At 70.1% G+C, this 16,826-nt stretch carries 12 protein-coding genes; 2 read left to right on the top strand and 10 right to left on the bottom strand.

The genetic code is table 11. From position 1 onward, the window contains the following. Nucleotides 1-3: 3 nt before the first annotated feature. The 5 genes from AC3A6Y_RS02545 to mltA all read right to left on the bottom strand — a co-directional run bounded on the left by AC3A6Y_RS02545 (nucleotide 4) and on the right by mltA (nucleotide 6,612). Nucleotides 4-2,259 (bottom strand): PhoX family protein, encoded by a 2,256-nt coding sequence (locus AC3A6Y_RS02545; protein WP_487866655.1) that lies wholly within the window; start codon nucleotides 2,257-2,259, stop codon nucleotides 4-6. 133 nt (nucleotides 2,260-2,392) lie between these two features. Beyond that, complete coding sequence (locus tag AC3A6Y_RS02540; protein ID WP_487866654.1) at nucleotides 2,393-3,604, bottom strand: hypothetical protein; 1,212 nt, start codon at nucleotides 3,602-3,604, stop codon at nucleotides 2,393-2,395. Next, nucleotides 3,604-5,019: a UbiA family prenyltransferase gene (locus AC3A6Y_RS02535; RefSeq protein WP_487866653.1), complete on the bottom strand. Its 1,416-nt coding sequence runs from the start codon at nucleotides 5,017-5,019 to the stop codon at nucleotides 3,604-3,606. Before AC3A6Y_RS02535 ends, AC3A6Y_RS02540 begins: the two co-directional genes overlap by 1 nt. 4 nt (nucleotides 5,020-5,023) lie before the next feature. Beyond that, on the bottom strand, nucleotides 5,024-5,398 hold the full coding sequence (locus AC3A6Y_RS02530) for a DMT family transporter (RefSeq protein ID WP_487866652.1): 375 nt from the start codon (nucleotides 5,396-5,398) through the stop codon (nucleotides 5,024-5,026). A 53-nt stretch (nucleotides 5,399-5,451) separates the two neighbouring features. Next, nucleotides 5,452-6,612: a murein transglycosylase A gene (gene mltA, locus AC3A6Y_RS02525; RefSeq protein WP_487866651.1), complete on the bottom strand. Its 1,161-nt coding sequence runs from the start codon at nucleotides 6,610-6,612 to the stop codon at nucleotides 5,452-5,454. Here mltA and AC3A6Y_RS02520 point away from each other — a divergent pair. Together AC3A6Y_RS02520 and AC3A6Y_RS02515 are read left to right on the top strand one after the other, a co-directional pair. After that, nucleotides 6,611-6,772 (top strand): hypothetical protein, encoded by a 162-nt coding sequence (locus AC3A6Y_RS02520; protein WP_487866650.1) that lies wholly within the window; start codon nucleotides 6,611-6,613, stop codon nucleotides 6,770-6,772. The two genes, mltA and AC3A6Y_RS02520, sit on opposite strands and share 2 nt — an antisense overlap. A gap of 31 nt (nucleotides 6,773-6,803) precedes the next feature. Further along, on the top strand, nucleotides 6,804-7,457 hold the full coding sequence (locus AC3A6Y_RS02515) for a YiaD family glycine zipper/OmpA-like lipoprotein (protein ID WP_487866649.1): 654 nt from the start codon (nucleotides 6,804-6,806) through the stop codon (nucleotides 7,455-7,457). Between the two features lie 68 nt (nucleotides 7,458-7,525). Here the strand turns inward: AC3A6Y_RS02515 and AC3A6Y_RS02510 are convergent, their stop codons facing one another. The 5 genes from AC3A6Y_RS02510 to AC3A6Y_RS02490 form a co-directional block, all read right to left on the bottom strand. Next, a complete protein-coding gene (locus tag AC3A6Y_RS02510; RefSeq protein ID WP_487866648.1) occupies nucleotides 7,526-8,749 on the bottom strand; it encodes a hypothetical protein in 1,224 nt (407 codons plus the stop codon). A gap of 341 nt (nucleotides 8,750-9,090) precedes the next feature. Next, nucleotides 9,091-9,717 (bottom strand): response regulator transcription factor, encoded by a 627-nt coding sequence (locus tag AC3A6Y_RS02505; protein ID WP_487866647.1) that lies wholly within the window; start codon nucleotides 9,715-9,717, stop codon nucleotides 9,091-9,093. A gap of 25 nt (nucleotides 9,718-9,742) precedes the next feature. After that, nucleotides 9,743-11,797 carry a two-component system sensor histidine kinase NtrB gene (locus tag AC3A6Y_RS02500; protein WP_487867784.1) on the bottom strand — a complete coding sequence of 685 codons (2,055 nt, stop codon included), beginning with the start codon at nucleotides 11,795-11,797 and terminating at the stop codon, nucleotides 9,743-9,745. A 32-nt stretch (nucleotides 11,798-11,829) separates the two neighbouring features. Then, entirely contained in the window at nucleotides 11,830-12,645 is an 816-nt protein-coding gene (locus AC3A6Y_RS02495) for a carbon-nitrogen hydrolase family protein (RefSeq protein WP_487866646.1), read from the bottom strand. Between the two features lie 44 nt (nucleotides 12,646-12,689). Then, nucleotides 12,690-16,823: a YhdP family protein gene (locus tag AC3A6Y_RS02490; protein WP_487866645.1), complete on the bottom strand. Its 4,134-nt coding sequence runs from the start codon at nucleotides 16,821-16,823 to the stop codon at nucleotides 12,690-12,692. Between the last annotated feature and the right edge of the window lie 3 nt (nucleotides 16,824-16,826).

Genomic DNA, 16,826 nt, shown 5'->3' with positions numbered 1-16,826 from the left:
CGCTTACAAGCCGACGAGCCCGCCGTCGTCCTTGGTGATCACGATGGTGGCCGAGCGCGGGCGGGCATTGCCGCCCTCCGGCCAGTGGCTGCCGAACAGCGCCGGGTTGCCGATGTTCGCCACCGGCGTGGTCTCGCCCGGATGCTGGATGTTGACGAACAGCGCGCGGCCGTCGCCCGATTCGGCGATGCCGGTGATCTCGCAGTCCTTCGGTCCCACCAGGAAGCGGCGCAGGCCGTCCGTGCCCGGCGCCTTGCCCACGAAGGTGGCCTGCTGCCGCGTGGTCGCGCCGTCGACGTTGGTGATGGTCTTCGCCGCGCCGTCGCCGAGCTTGCCGGGCAGGGCGGCCAGCATCATGCAGTTGGTCACGTCGGTGTAGGCGCCGTCGTCGGTCTGCAGCCAGAGCAGGCCTCCGGTGGCCTCGCTGAACCACAGGCCGTCGGGGCTGGAGAAGTCGTTGTCGGCGACCAGGCCCGAGAGGTTGATGTCGGCCGCTGCGCCGGCGCGGGCGCCGAACAGGTACACGTCCCACTTGAAGCTCAGGGCCGCCGGGTCGGCGTTGTCGTCCGCAAAGCGAACGATGTGACCATTGGGGTTGCCGGTCTGCGGGGTGGCGGCAGCGCCCTTGGGGTCGTTGTAGAAGCGCGGGTTGGCGGCGTCGGTGGCCGTGATCGGGCGCGAGGCGGCGTTGGTGTTGGTGAGCGTGATGTACACCTCGCCCGTCTTCGGATTGACGGACGCCCACTCGGGTCGGTCCATCTTGGTGGCGCCGGCGGCATCGGCCGCGAGGCGCGCGTTGATCACCACGTCGGCTGCGTCGGCGAAGGCGTAGGCCGGGTTGCTCGCCGTGATGCCGTTGACGCCGAACTTGAGCTCCAGCCAGGCGCCGGTGCCGTCGGCATTGAACTTCGCGACGTAGAGCCGGCCGTCGTCCATGTACTTGTCGCCGGCGGCCAGGCCGCCGTTGGCATCGGCCGCGTCCCAGTTCTTGGTCGACACGAACTTGTAGATGTACTCGTTGCGCGAATCGTCGCCCATGTACCAGACGAGCGGCTTGCCGGCCACCACCGGCCCGAGGCAGGCGCCTTCGTGGCCCATGCGCCCGAGGGCGGTGCGCTTCTTCGGCGTGCTGCCGGGCCTGAAGGGGTCGATCTCCACCACCCAGCCGTAGGTGTTGGCGCCGTTGCGATAGTCGTCCGCCGCAGTGGCGCCGGTGACCTGCGCGTTCCAGCGGCCGTAGAGGTTGTCGGCGGTGTCGGGCGTGACGGTGGCCCACAGCTCGCGCCCGGTGCCGGCCACGCCGTAGCGGTTGAAGCTGGCGATTTCCCTGGCGGTGCGGTTCAGGTTGTCGGTGGCGGCGATGCGGCGGAAGTAGCCCGCCCAGTTCTCCTCGCAGGTCAGGTAGGTGCCCCAGGGCGTGGTGCCGTTGGCGCAGTTGTTGAGCGTGCCGCGGGTCTTGCTGCCGTCGGTGGAGAACTTGGTCGCCAGGTAGCCGGTGCCGGCGGCCGGGCCGGAGAAGCTCATCTCGGTCAGCGTGTGGACGCGGCGGTTGAAGGGGGAGTCCTGCTTGTAGCTCCAGCCGCTGGTGCCCTTGTTGACCTCGATCACGCTCACGCCGTGCAGGTAGAACTCGCGCAGCACTTCGTCCGTCACGGTGCGCACCTGCGCATTGCCGGTGCCGGTGGTGGTCTGGCCGGTGGGGTGCAGGAAGAGCGGCGTGATGGCTTCGTGGTTCATCGCCAGCAGGCCCCGCGCGGCGGCGCTCGCGCTCCACTTGTCCGAAGCGTCCATGCCGAAGAAGGTCATGCCGTCATGGTGGTCGCCGGCACGGCGGTCGAAGGTGGCGGCGGCGTCGGTGCCGTCGTTCGCGTAGGCCGGCACGCCGGCCGCGATCGGGTCGCCGAGGCGGTACAGCACGGTGGCGGTGTAGCCCGCCGGGACGGTGACCACGTCGGCCAGGCTCTTGGAGACCGCGGTGAAGCCGAGCTTGGGCGCGGCGGGGGCCGGCGCAGGCGCGGGGGCGGGAGCGGGCGCCGGGGCAGGGGCCGGCGCGGCCGGCAGCACCGGGAAACCGCCGCTGCCGCCGCCACCGCAGGCCTGCAGCAGGGCGGTGCCGGCGGTGCCGACGCCCAGGCCGAACAGGTGGCGTCGGCTCAGGCGCGAAGCAATCAGGTCGTTGAAGGAAGGGTTGGAGCTGTTGTTGTGGCCGATGTCGTCGGGGTCGATGGCGGCGACTTCATGGCGTGTCTTGGCGGTCATGCGCGAATCTTTCAGTGGGGCACGGTGGTTGAAAAACCCCGGTACGCTAAAAGTTCCATATGACGCCAGGAAGTCAGACCTGGGTCGGATTCCTGACAAGGCCGCGCCGCAAGGACGGCGCGGCCCGAACCGCTCAGCGCGCTTGCTGCAGCAGGCCGGCCGCGGCCTCGTACATCGCGGCGTTCTGGAAGGCCGCGAGGCCGGCCGCCAGCAGGGCCATCGCCGCGGCCACCGTGGGCGGCAGAGCGCGCGTGGCGAAGGCTGCGACGGCCATCAGCAGCGGCAGGAAATGCGCGGCATAGAGAAAGGTCTCGTCCCCATAGACCAGGTGCAGCGCCACCTGCGCGGCCAGGGTGAGCCCGAGCACCGCGGCGAAGCTGCGCCATCGCGGGGTGCGCAGCAGGCCCACCACACCGGCCGCGAGCAGCAGGCTCCACAGGAAGAGAGCCAAGCCGCCGATCCAGCCGCCCGAGGCCGGGGTGCTCAGCTGCACCGTGAGCCAGTCGAGCTTGGGCGCAACGGAGGGCACGCTCAGCACCTCGGGCATGCTGAGCGGGTGCCAGAACATGGCGGCCAGCTTGTTCAGCACGGTGCCGGCGCGCTCCAGGTTCATGTAGTCGGCCTCCTCGCGGCTGCCGAGGAAGAACAATTTGGCGAAGCGGTAGAGAAAGCGCTGCGCCACCGAAACGACGGCGACGACGATGAAGGCCGCCGCGCTGATCGCCAGCGCGCGCCGCCAGGGCCGCTTCACCACGGCCAGCGCCAGCCCTGCCACCCAGTTGGTGACCGTGATGGCGAGGCTGGCGATGCTGGCGGCGAGCAGCAGCCCATCGCCCACCGGCCGGTGCACCGCGAGCGCCGCGACCAGCAGCACCCACAACAGGGTCAGCGAGCCGAGGGCATAGGTCTCGGGCACCGAGAACCAGAACTGAAAGGCGGCGCTGCCGATGGCCAGCAGCGAAAAGCACGTCGCCACCAGGCGGCCGTTGCCGAGCAGGCGGCACAGGGCGTAGAAGCACATCACCCACAGCGCCGCCACCAGGTACGCGAAGCGCATGGCGGCCTGAAGGTCGCTGCCGGGCCAGAGCGCGCGCAGGCCCGTCACCATCGGATGGATGAGGATCGAGGCAATCGGGTGGACCTTGGTGCGGTAGTGGTTGCTCTGCGCATCGACCATGTTGGCCAGCACGCGCGGAGTGTCGGACTGGAACCAGGCGTCGAGGCCGCTGTCGCGGGCGAACAGCTCCGGCGGCAGCTGGCGCGCGAGCGTCGTCAGCAGCAGCACGGCCGCCAGCGCGAGCAGCGCCGCGGCGAACGCATCCCAGGCGAGCGCGCGTCCGGGCACTAGCCCGCCATCCACAGCGCGAGCGCCGCGATGCCCACTGCCCAGCGGCTGACCCAGTCGCGCGCAGCGAAGACCACCGGATCGTCGTGCAGCGCGCCGCGGATGGCCTTGAGCCACACGCGCATGGTCCAGAACAGGAACAGCGGAATCAGCACCCACAGGTACTCGGGGTTGTCATAGCGCGCCAGGACCTCCTGGTCGTGCAGGTAGAGGCCGAGCAGCAGGACCGCCATCTGGCCGGCCGCGATGCCGGTGCACAGCACGAAGGGGGTGTCCACCGGGTGGTAGCCGCGGTCGCGCTTCATGCGCTGCACCTCGGGCGCCGGGCCGTTCAGCTCCACGTAGCGCTTGGCCAGTGCCAGGCTCAGGAAGATGAACATCGAGAAAGAGAGAATCCAGAAGGACAGCGGCAGCCCGGTCGCCGCGGTGCCGGCCGCCACGCGGATGGTGTAGAGGCCCGCCAGCGCGAACACGTCGACCACCGCGCGGCGCTTGAGGGTCAGCGAATAGGCGCTGGTCAAGGCCATGTAGAGCAGCAGCACGCCCACGAATTCGTCGGGCAGCAGCGCGATGGACAGCACCAGCGAGGCCGCGCACAGCAAGCCTGCCATGACCAGCCCCTCGCGTGCGGTGATCTCGCCCGCTGCGAAGGGCCGCAGGCGCTTGCGGTGGTGGCGCCGGTCCGACTCCAGGTCGAGCAGGTCGTTGAGCACGTAGATGCCCGAGGCCATCAAGCCGAAGGCCAGGAAGGCCAGCACGGCATGCAGCAGGATCGGCTGCGTGAGCTCGTGCAGCACCGGCATCAGCGGCAGGAAGACCAGCACGTTCTTGAGCCACTGGTGCAGCCGCATCCCGTACAGGTAGCGCTTGAGCGGGGTGCGCGGCGGCACGATCCGTGCCTCGACCGCGGTCAACCCGGCGACGCGGCGCGCCAGCGCCTCGGAGCGGCTGACCACCACCGCGGCGTCGGCCTCGCGCCAGACCGCGAGGTCCACGTGGTCATTGCCGGCATAGCTGAAGCCCCGGCCGCCGGCATCGGCCTCGATGGCGGCGTGCTTGCCCGCGCCGCGCAGGTTGTGCTCGCCGTCGGAAGCGAGCACCGCGTCGAACAGGCCCAGGTGCGCGGCCACGGCGCGCGCCACCTGGCCGTCGGTGGCCGTCGCCAGCACGGTGCGCCGGCCGGCGGCGCGGGCGCTGCGCACCAGTTCGAGCACTTCGGGCCGGTAGGGGAGCGTCTGCACGTCGATGGCGGTGCGCTGCGCCACTTCCTGCTTGAGCGCGGCCTTGCCGCGCAGCAGCCACACGGGCAGCGCGAGCAGCGACGCCGGCGAGGCGCGCACCAGCTGCAGCAGCGATTCGTGCAGCGAGTCGGTGGCGATCAGCGTGCCGTCCAGGTCCACGTAGAGCGGGCGCATGGCGTCACCCACGGCTCAAGACGACCACGCCGACCAGGATGATCGCGATGCCCATCACGCGCGTGGCGTTCAGCGACTCGCCGAAGAACTGCCATGCGAGCAGGGCGGCGATGACGTAGCCCATGGACAGCATGGGATAGGCGACGGTCACGTCCACCCGCGTCAACGCGAGGATCCACAGCCCGGCGCTGACGAAATAGCACACGAGCCCCAGAACGATCCAGGGCTGCGTGGCCGCGTTCCAGGCAGCAGCCGTCAGCGAAGCGCTGCTGCCCATCGCGACGGTGCCGAGCGTCCTGGCGCCGGCCTTGAGCATCAACTGTGCGGCCGAGTTCAGCAGCACGCCGGCGAAGATGATCGAGAAGGTGTGAAGGTTCATGACGCTCCCTGCCTGTATTGAAGCTTAGGCAGGAATCATGCCGCTTCACCAAGTCATTTCGGCCACAACACCCACAGGCGAAGTGGCTGATTCATGCGCGCCGCCAGCCGCCCCGCCTCGGCACCGGTGCCGGCGAAGTAGTCGGCACGCACCGCGCCGACGATCGCGCTGCCGGTGTCCTGCGCCACCACCAGCCGCGCCAGCGGCACGGCCGGCCCCGGCGAGGCCAGCCACACCGGCGTGCCGTAGGGAATGCTCTCGCGGTCGACTGCGATCGAGCGGCCCGCCGTGAGCGGCACGCCCTGCGCGCCGATCGGGCCGGTGCCGGCGTCGATGTCCGCCAGAGGCTCCTCGCGGAAGAAGACATAGCGCGGGTTGCTCCACAGCAGCTGCGACAGGCGCTGCGGGTTCTGCGCCACCCATTGCTTGGTGTCGTCGGGCCACAGGCTGACCTTGGTCGCGCCCTGGCTCTGCAGCCACTGCTGGACGCTGCGGTAGGGCTGCTCGTTGGTGGCCGAGAAGGCGACCCGCACGGTGCGCTGCGAGCCGTCGGGCTCGGTGATGCGCAGCCGGCCCGAGCCCTGGATGTGCAGCATCAGCACGTCGATGGGGTCGGCCAGCCAGGCGATCTCGCGCCCGCGCAGGGCGGCCTGGGCCTGGGGCAGGGTATCGATCTCCTGGCGCGTGAACCAGGGGCGGCGCGCCACCAGGCCCGCGGGCGCCTGGTAGAGCGGCACGGTGTGCTGTGCGGTGGGCCGGCGCGAAGCCTCGAACACCGGCTCGTAGTAGCTGGTGAGCTTGCCCTCGACCGGGCCCGCCGGCGATTCCACGCGATAGGGCTGCAGCCGCTCGCGCAACCACTGGCGCTGCTCCTCGGTCTCGGCCAGCGCCAGCTGGCGCACCTCGCGGCACAGCGGCGCAAAGGCGGTGTTGGGACGCGCACAGTTGGTGATCATCGCGCTCCAGCCCTCGTGCAGCGCGTCGTCCTCGAAGCCGGGCAGCTCCGACCAGGGCACCGGCACCCAGCGGCTCTTCGGATGGTTGAGCGAGCCGGTCAGCGGGCCCGGCTCGCGCGCGGGCGGCGCGCTCGAGGGCGCGGTCGCTCCCGGTGCCTCGGGCTGCAGGGTGCCGACGGAACAGCCGGACAGCGTTGCTACGATCGCAAGCCCGACCAGTGTCGCGCGCGACACCCACCACTGGAGTCCTCTTTTCATGGGTTTGATTTTGCTCGAAGCGCTGGGCGCCGGAATCGTGCTGGTGCTGATCGTGTGGTGGACGATGTTTTCGGGCCGCAAGGGCGGCGAACTGCATGACGAGGACGAGGACGAAAAAGCGCCTCCGTCCGACGAGCCGCCGGCGGGCGGGTCCAGATAATCGCAAGTCGCTGATTCAACAAGGAGATTGCATGAAGAAGTTCGTCCTCGCCACCACCGCCGCTGTCATTGTCCTGTCGGGCTGTGCCGGCATGAGCGACACGCAACGCCAGACCGGCATCGGTGCCGGGATCGGGGCCCTCGGCGGCGCCGTGATCGGCTCCGCAACCGGCGGCGACAGCAAGGCCATCGGCACCGGCGCCGCCGTGGGTGCGGCTGCGGGGGCGCTCGGCGGCTATCTGTGGTCGCAGCGCATGGAAGCGCAGAAGCGCGAGATGCAGGCCGCCACCCAGGGCACCGGCGTCGCCGTCACGCAGACCCCCAACAACGAGCTCAAGCTCGCGATCCCGAGCGACGTTTCCTTCGACACCGGCCGCTCCACCATCAAGCCGAACTTCGTGCCCATCCTCAACCAGTTCGCCAACGGCCTGCGCAACAACCCGAATGCGGAGGTGCGCATCATCGGGCACACCGACAGCACCGGCACCGACGCGATCAACAACCCGCTGTCGGTGGACCGTGCGGCCAGCACGCGCGACTACCTCATCTCACGCGGCGTGCCGCAGCAGGCCTTCCGCATCGAGGGGCGCGGCTCGCGCGAGCCGGTTGCAGACAACGGCAGCGATGCGGGGCGGGCGCAGAACCGAAGGGTGGAGATCTATGTGGGTGAGCGGCCGCAGGGGTGAGCTAAGCATCGACGCAAGGGGCTTGGCATCGCTTCAGGCGAAGCGCACCCCTTGCAATGAGGCCCGTCCTACTTTTCGTTTCCCTTCAACCCGGCCCAGCTGCGACTGATGAATTCCCTCCAAGGCGGCTGAGCCAGGAAATTCTTGAAGTCCTCGTTGCCGCGTTGCTTCATCGCTTGCCACGCGTTGTGGATGGTGTCGACGACTTCAGGCATCAAGTCCTCCTGCAGATGCGGCCCCCGCTCGCCGGCATCACGCAACACAGCTAACAAGGCCGCTTCGAAAGCCATGCAAAGATCGTTCGCGAGCGGCGGGTTGGACTTTTCCAAGTTTTGCACCGCTGCCAGCTCGCTCTGGTAAATGTTCTCCAGCAGGGCGAACCGTTGCACGCAACGGGCATAGCCAAGCGCGACCAGGGGTTGGGCGTCCAGTGCGCCTGAGGCGACCTGGTGTTCCATGTAGGCCATGCACATCCTCGAAACCGCGATGACGTCGCCAGCACCGGCAGGCACTTGGGCCGCAGCATTCAGCACCGACACCAAGACCTGCTGTTCGCGCATGTCGTCGAAAAGGGTTTCCAGAAAGCTTTCGAGATAGCTCTTCGTTTCATCATCCAGACGTGCGTAGAGACTCTGCATCGTCCGCGAAACGGCCTTTGCGCCCGGTGTGCCCGCGAGCTTTTGCCAATTCTCCGAGAACTGGAGTCGATTGAATGCATCGACGATGGTCTTCGACAAGGAGGGCGCCTTTTCTTCGATTCCAGCGCCGATGTCCCGCGACCGCTTGAGCAGGGCGTCTTGGATGTGCGTATGCTGCTCGAAAGACTGCAACTGCTTCTGCTCCAGCAATTTTCTTACTGCATCCTGCGCCGCTCGAAGCCCTGCATACCTGGCCTTCAGCTCAAGGACTTCTTCTTTGTCTTCAGGCGTCTGTTTCGCGCGCACTCCTTCGAGCGACCGATCTCGGTCCGCCGACTCGACGCGCTCTTCAAGCTTCACTTCGGCCAGGACAGGAAAGGCCCAGGTGCTCGAGTCATCGGCATTCAAGGGCTCGCTCCGTGCGGGCTGGATCTGCAGGCTGTCCAGGACGTCCTGCAACTGTTGGATTTCGTCTTCGGAAACGTTCGAGTCGCGCTTCACGATGTACAGATGTGCGCCTTGCGGCGCATGCGCACTCAGCAGTCGAGGTAGTTCGTTGTCGGACTTGGCCGCTTCGCTCACCTCGATTGCGCAGAAACTGCACTCCTTGGCCATGGCGCTCTCTTGCCACTCTCTGATCAGGGTGTCCGCCATGTGGCTGGGTCCCCCTGTCATGAGCATCACCAATGTGGGACTGCCAGGTAAGCCCATCGAATGAGCCAGCACCTTCGACATGCGACGGGTGTTGGCTGGCACTTGGGGCGTGATCCGCGGAGATCCTGGTGGCGTGCGGGGCGGACTACTGGTGGGGGTCATTGGTCGTTCTCCCTTGACGATGCATTGATGAATGGTTGATTGCACGCTGTCGCACGCCTTCAAGAAGGCGATTTTTTGGCGCACCAGCGTGTGTAACCGGCATCACGGGTTCGGTTCCGCGGCAAGTCCAGCGCTCATCCACGGAAGCGTTCGCGGAGGGCAGGCCGGCGCGCCGTTCGTCAGACGACCCGCAGCAGATTCGCCAACTCCACTGCCGACTTCACCTCCATCTTCTCGAACACCCGCGCCCGGTGCACCTCCACCGTCCGCACGCTGATCGAGAGCTGATCGGCGATCAGCTTGTTGGGCAGGCCCTCGACCACGCGCCGCATCACCTCCCGCTCGCGCTCCGTCAGCTCTTCGACGCGGCGCAGCAGCAGGCGCCGTGCGCGCTGCGCCTCCACCGCGCGCAGCGAGCCGCCGAGTGCCTGCTCGATGCGGTCGACCAGCGCGTTGTCGGAGAAGGGCTTCTCGCAGAAATCGAAGGCGCCGCGCTTCACCGCATCGACGGCGGTGGGCACGTCGGCGTGGCCGGTCAGGAAGATCACCGGCAGCACGTCGAGCAGGCCGCGCTCCGCCAGCCGGTCGAACAGCGCCAGCCCGCTCATGCCGGGCATGCGCACGTCCAGCAGCAGACAGTGCGGCTGATCGGCCAGCGGGCCCTCGGCCAGGCGCAGCTCGAAGTCCTCCGCGCTCGCGTATTGCTCGCTCACCAGCCGCCGCGAACGCAGCAGCCAGGCCAGCGCCTCGCGCACGCTCGCATCGTCGTCGACGATGAAGATCAGGGCATCGATCAAGGGTTGCATCGCAAGTAGAAGCTCGAAGACAGTTTCATGCCGCAGGGAGCGTGAATCGGAAGACCGTGCCGCGCGGCCGCTGCGGCTCGAACACCAGCGCGCCGCCATGCTGCTCGACCACCGTGCGGCACAGGCTCAAGCCCAGGCCCATGCCGTCGGGCCGCGTGGTGAAGAAGGGCGTGAAGAGCCGCGCCGCCACCTCCTCGCTGATGCCGGCGCCGCGGTCGGCCACGGAGAACTCGACCCAGCGGCGCACGTCGGCCTTGTCGGAGGCATCGCTTTCGCCGACGGCGCGGGCGCGCGCCACGCGCATGTGCAGCACGCGCTCGCTCAGCTCCGGCAGGTCCATGGCCTGCATGGCGTTGCGCGCCAGGTTCAACAGGACCTGCTCGACCAGCGTGCGGTCGCACAGCACGCGCGGCAGGCGCTCCTCGTAGTGCACGTCGACCCGCACCCCGAGCTTGCGCGCCTGCAGGCGCACCAGCGGCAGCACGGCGTCGATCAGGGTGTGCGGCGCCACGGCCTCGCGGATGCGGTCGCGGCGGCGCACGAAGTCGTGCACGCTGCGGATCACCTGGCCCGCACGGTCGGCCTGCTCGGCGATGCGGCGCACGGCCATCGCGACCTCGCCATGATCGCCGTGCTCGCCGCCGGAGGCACCGCGCAGCAGGTTGAGCGAGCCGCTGGCGTAGCTCGCGATGGCGGCCAGGGGCTGGGTCAGCTCATGGCTCAGCAGGGAGGCCATCTCGCCCACGGTCGCGAGCCTCGCGCTGGCCTGCAGCCGCTCCTGGCTGGCGCGCGACAGCTCCTCGATGCGACGCTGCTCGCTGATGTCGATGAAGGCGCTCATCCAGCCCGTCTGCGCACGCTGCGCGTTGATGAGCGGCGCCTCGAAGATCAGCACCGGGAAGCGGCGGCCGTCCTTGTGCATGAAGACCGATTCGAAGCCCTCGCGCGGCGGCACGCCGCCGGCCATGCGCAAGGCCTGGCGCTGGCGGTATTCCTGCGCCAGCTCGGTCGGCCAGTAGGGCACGTCGCCGACATGGTTCATCAGCTCCTCGGCGCTGAAGCCCACCATCTCGCAGAAGGCGGGGTTCACGTAGGTGATGCGGCCCTGCAGGTCGCGCGCGCGCAGGCCGGTGATGACCGAATCCTCCATCGCCTTGCGGAAGGCCAGCGCGTCGGCCAGGTCGTGCTCGGCGCGCAGGCGCCTTCGCGTGTCGCGCGCGAGCAGCACCAGCACCGACACCAGCGCGATCGAGATCGCCGTGACCAGTGCGGTCAGCAGGTTGGGGAAGAGGTCGGGTGCGGCACGCCAGCCGTCCACGCGCAGCATCAGCGCGGTGCCGGGCAGGTCGACCAGCTGCTGCGCGGTGAAGACGCGCGTGCCGACGCGGCGGGCCGCGCCGACGGCCACCAGGCGCGTGCCGTCGGCCTCGGTGAAGGCGACTTCCTGGCCGCGCGTGAGGGTGGGCGCGACCAGCTCGATCAGCGTGTCGCGCAGCGAATAGACCGCCACCAGGTAGCCGCCGCCGTCCACCGGCAGGCACAGCTCCATCACCTCCAGGCCGCCGCTGGGCACCAGGGGGACATAGTGGCTCGGCGAGTAGGCCGATGCGCCGGCCTTGCGCGCCGCGGCGCAGGCCAGCGCGACGTCGGACTGGTCGGGGCCGCGGTTCCTGTCGTCGAAAACGCGCTGGCGATAGGGCGTGTCGGCGGTGGCCAGCGGGCGCAGCGCGGCGTCGCGCCATTCGAGGCGCAGCCATTCGCGATGCTCGCGCAGCAGCGCCGCGGCCTCCATGGGCCAGCGCTCGCGGTTCATGCCGTTGGCCAGCGAGGCGCGCAGGCTCTGGGCATTGCGCTGCAGGCCGCTGCGCAGGTCGGACACGGCATCGGCGGTGTCGCGGTCGAGCGCGGTCTGCACCTGCTCGACCTCGTGGCGGCCGGCCAGCCACACCACGGTGGCCAGGAGCGCGATCACCAGCACGGCCAGGATCACCCACAGGAACCAGCGCTGCCACAGCGAATGCAGCCTGCGCAGCGAGCGCAGGCCGGCCACGGCCCCCCGGAGCGTTCTTGCGATGGGCAGGGTGGTCGAGGACACCGGCTTCGGAAGGTGTTTCAGAGCACGCGATGCGAAAGCGCCGGCAGCTGGGTGCGCGCGCGCTCGATCTGCCGGGCGTCGAGATCGAAGCTCACCACGCCCTCGTCGACGGCACGCTGCGCCACCACCTCGCCCCAGGGGTTCACGACCATCGACTGGCCCCAGGTCTGGCGCCGGTTCTCGTGGGTGCCGCCCTGGGCGGGCGCGACCACCCAGCAGAGGTTTTCGATGGCGCGGGCCCGCAAGAGCACCTCCCAGTGCGCCGAGCCGGTGGTGTGGGTGAAGGCGCTGGGCACCAGCAGCAGCTCGGCGCCCTGCCGGGCCAGCGCCCGGTAGAGCTCGGGAAAGCGCAGGTCGTAGCACACGCTCATGCCGATGCGCCAGCGATGCCCGTCGCGCGAGGGCAGGTCGAAGCAGACGGGCTCGGTGCCGGGCGCGATGACGCGGCGCTCGTCGTAGCGCTCGCGGCCGTTGTCGTAGAAGAAGAGGTGGATCTTGTCGTAGCGCGCCACCTGCTCGCCGTCGGGCGAATAGGCCAGGGAGCTGTTGAAGACGCGGGTCTCGTCGCCGGTCTCCAGCGGCAGCGTGCCGCCCACGATCCAAATGCCGAACTCGCGCGCGGCGTCGGCCAGGAAGCCCTGCACCGTGCCGGTGCCGGCAGTCTCGCGCAGCCCCAGCTTGTCGGTGTCGCGCGCACCCATCATGCAGAAATACTCGGGCAGCACGGCCAGCTCGGCGCCGCCGGCGGCGGCTTCGCCCAGCAAGGCATGGGCGCGGGCGAGGTTGGCTTCGCGTGCGATGGCCGAGACCATCTGGATGGCTGCGACTTTCATGAGGGGCTCCGTCTTCCTTTTCTCTGCGCGTCGTTCGTCGTGCGTCAGCGTACCGTGGGCGCGGGGGCCGGCGGCGTGCCCAGCGCCTCGGTCCGCGGGCGGCGCGGCACCTTGACGATCTTCGGGTCGGCCCAGGTGCCGTCGATCTGGAACTCCTGCGTGGCGGCGGCGATGAGCGGGCGGCTCAGCACCATCTGCGCGAGGAAGGTGCCCAGCCCGATCGCGGGGTTGATGGCGGTCGCCACCAGCGCGGCGGTACCGGCGTTGATCTCGGGCACCACGACCACGCGCAGGGCCTGCGTCTCGCGCGCGATGTCGGCCGAGCCGTCCATCAGCACCGCCGCGTTGACGCCCTTCATCTGCAGGTTGTTGGTGCTGGCCACGCCCTGGTTGATCTTGGCGTCGCCGCGCAGGAAGTCGAAGCTGAAGCCCTGGCTGAACACGTCGCGGAAGTCGAGCGTGAGGCGCCGCGGCAGCGCCTGCAGGCTCAGCACGCCCAGCAGCTTGGCGATGCCGGGCTCGGCCTTGAGGAACTGGCCGGCCTCGACGTCGATCTTCAGCTGGCCGCCCAGGCTCGGGTAGTCGAGCGCGAAGGGCGAGCCGCTCCAGTGCACCTGGCCCTCGAGCCGGCCGCGGCCGGCGCGCACGACGTCTTTCATGCCGAAGCGCCCGAGCAGGCCGCCGGCATCGGCGATGTCGAGCTTGAAGTCCATGGTGGTGCGGCGCGGCTCGCCGCGTCCGCGCGCGCTGCTGCTTCCCGCGGGTGCGGCGGCCCAGGCGCCCTGCGCCGTGAAGCTGGCTTCGGGGGTCGTGAAGCTCAGCTTGTTGAGCCGCCATTCGCGCCCGGCGCCGCCGCGGTTCACGGCATCGATCTCGGCCCGGCCCAGCCGCCGGCCCAGCAGCTCGAAGTCGTCGACCTGGATGTCCAGCGCGGGCAGGTCGCCCGGCTGCTCGTCCAGCAGCGACTCGACCGCGGTGGCCGTGCTCGGCGCGATCTTGAGCCGCGCCAGCCGCGCATAGAGCCGCCCGGCCTGGGCGCTGCGGTACTCGGCGTAGCCGTTGAGCTCGGCGGCATCGATGTTGGCGCGCCAGAGCGCCCCCTCGCGGGTGCCGCCCATCACCACGTCGTGCAGCGTGCGCCCGCCGACGGCCAACTCTTTCGCCCGCAGCACGAACAGGGTGGGCATGTAGGACGAGGCATCGTCGCCGCCCTCGCCGGCTTCGGCCGGCTTGCCGGTGGTGTCGCCGAAGAGGGCCTGCCAGGCCGGCACGTCGATGCGCGCGAGCTGGATGTTGGCGAGCACGCCGCGCTCGGGCGGGGCCGCGGATTCGCCTGCGGACAGGCCGATGCCGATGCCGCCGCGCAGCACCCGGGGCTCGCTGCCGGAGATGTCGCGCACGTAGGAGGCCGAGCCGACGCGTCCCAGCTCGATGGAGAAGCGGTCCTGCAGCAGCGGGCTGCCGCTCGCGCGCGTGTCGCGCTGCACGATCTTCTTCTCGATCGACAGCGGCATCGCTTCCTCGGCCGGCTTGGCCAGCGGCGCGGGCAGCTGCAGCCCCAGGCCCTGCAGGCTGCTGGCCAGCGAGAACTCGGAGGCGCCATCGCGCATCGAGAAAGACGCGGTGTAGGGCGCGCTGCCGGTGGCGTGCTTGGCCAGGCGCGCGAGCCAGTCGACTTCGCGCGCAGCGCGCAGGCCCTCGGCGCTGGCGCTGCCCTGCGCGCGCAGGCTCAGCTCCTGCGTGGCGCCCCAGCGGCCCGCGCCCTCGATGCGCAGGGCGCCGCCGAGCGCGCGCGCCTGCACGCCGGCCAGCGAGAAGCCGCCTTCGGTGAAGTTCAGCGTGCCGCGCGCCTGGGCCAGGGCGGGGGTCTCGGGCAGGATCTGGATGTCGTTGTCGGTCAGCGCGACACTGGCTTGCACCTTGGCCTTGTCCATGGCGCCCAGCGGCAGCTCCAGGCGCAGCCGGTAGTCGGCGTTGCCGGTGGCGCGGGCGCCCGCCAGCGTGGGGCCGGCCTCGCCCGCCACCGGCGCTCCGGCGCGCAGCAGCTCGGCCAACGGGCCCTTGGCCTGGGCGTCGACCTTGAGCAGCGGCGCATGGTGGTCCATGTCGGGGATCTGGGCCTCGGCCTTGATGATCTCGATGCCGGGCGCGCCGGCGAGGCGCCCACGGGCATTGCGCACCTGCATGCCCGAGCGCTCGAAGACCAGCTCGCCGGACAGGCCGCTCAGGGCCGGCCAGTTCCTGCTCGATCCGGCCTCCGGCGGCGCGTAGGCGTAGTGCACGTCGGCCACGCGCGCGACGATGCGGAAGTCGCCCTGCTTGGGGTCCTTGAAGGGCATGTCCCACAGGTCGCCCTTGACCTTGAAGTCCACCGTGCTGGCGGTGCCCTTCTGCACCGCGTCGCGCACATAGTCGCGCGTTTCCTTCGGGATGTGCTGCGGCAGGTAGCGGAACACGCGGGTGCCGTCGGCGCGCGTCAGCTTGCCTTGCAGGTCCAGCACGCCGGGAAAGCGCGAGCGGCTGCCCGAGCTGGCGGGGTCGCTGGTGCGCCAGCTCGCCTGCGCCTCGCCCTCTGCATCGGCGTTGGCGAAGCGCAGGCCCGAGACCTGCAGCTGGGACTTGTCGCCGTCGAGCTTCCACACGAGCTGGGCGGACAGCTGGGCGATCGGGATCACCGGGTCTTCGAAGACGCCCGGAAAGTCCAGCGCGCCCTGGGCGATGGTCAAGGCGGCGCTGCCGCCGGCCTGGGTGGCATCGAAGTCGACGGTGGCGCCGCGGATGCCCGGCGCGCCGGCCGGCGGTGTTGGCGCCGCCGCCCCGTGCGGCGCAGCAGCCGGGGCGGAGGAGCGCGGCGCCGGGGTCGGCGGGGGGGCGGACGCGGTCTCGACGGCGGCCTGCGACGCCACGCCGAAGCCGCTGACGCGGCCGCGCGCCTGGTACTTCTCGGGCGCCCCCAGCGCGCCCTGCCAGCTGGCATCGACGCGCTCGACGAGGCCGCGCGGCGCCAGGTCGTCGATCGTCTTGCGGGCCTTGTCGTCCAGCGGCAGGCGGTCGGCGATCATGGCCAGCGCCGCCAGGTCGAGCCGGTCGGCGCGCAGCGCGCCGCGCTCGGCGATCCGGCCCTTCGCAGGCAGGTGCTGGAACCAGAGATTGCCGCCCGGCCAGCGCATGCCGTCGGGGGTCTGGAACTGCAGGTCGGTGGTGGAGAACTCCAGGGCCTCCGGCGTCATGCGCCCGGCCAGCCGGCCGGTGACGGCGCGCAGCACCAGCGGCTCGAGCGACTTGCCCAGCGAGGCATCCACGCTCAGCAGTGCCAGGTCGGCCGTGCCGCCGGCGATCTGGCCGTCGTCGACATCGGCCCAGATCCGCAGTGCGCCGTTGCCTTCGCGGATGCGGGCGTCGAGCGTCACGTACTGGCCCAGCTGGCGGATGTCGATGCGCGGCAGCTCGGCGTAGGCCACACCGTCCCAGCTGTGCCAGTTGCCGGTGCGCACCGACAGGAGCGGCTGGCGGAAGGCGCCGAGCAGCATGAAGCGCTCGCCCCAGCCGGCCGGCGGGGTGGCGTCCAGGCGCATCGTGTGGCTGCGCGCGCCGTTGCGGGCAATGAACTGCACGTCGGACAGCAGGAGCGGCGGGGCGCCGCGGCTCTCGTCGGTCCAGCGCACGGTGCCGCCCCGGATCACGAACTCGCGCTGGCCGAAGAACCAGTCGGCCCCGCGGCCCTCGCCGGTGGTGTCGGTGGCCATGCTGAGGCCGGCCACGTGCAGCTTGCCGGCCGCATCGCGTCGCACTTCCACCGCGGGGTTCTCGATGTAGAGCTGCTCGAAGTTCAAGCGAAACAGCGAGCGCGGCGAGACGCTGGCCACCACCCGCGCCAGGCGCAGGGCCTCGCGCTGCTGGGGATCGTGCAGCACCACATCGCGCAGCTCGAAGCTCGGAAACAGGGTGCCGCCCTTGGCCGTGATGGCGCCGATGCGCACCGGTACGCCGATGGCCCGGCTGGCCTGCGCTTCCAGCGCGCCACGGTAGTCGCCGATTCGCGGCACAATCCACGCGTGTAGGACCAGGACTGACAGCGCAAGCAGCAGCCATGCACCGATCAGCAAACTCAACAACCAGCGTGCCGCCACAGCGGTGATCTTGAGCAGACGTGAAGGGGAAGACGTCGTGTCGTTCATTGA

The sequence above is a fragment of the Variovorax sp. Soil_C_17 genome, from assembly GCF_057657265.1.
Note: the sequence above shows the minus strand (reverse complement) of the source record. Positions and strands in the feature narration are given on the sequence as shown.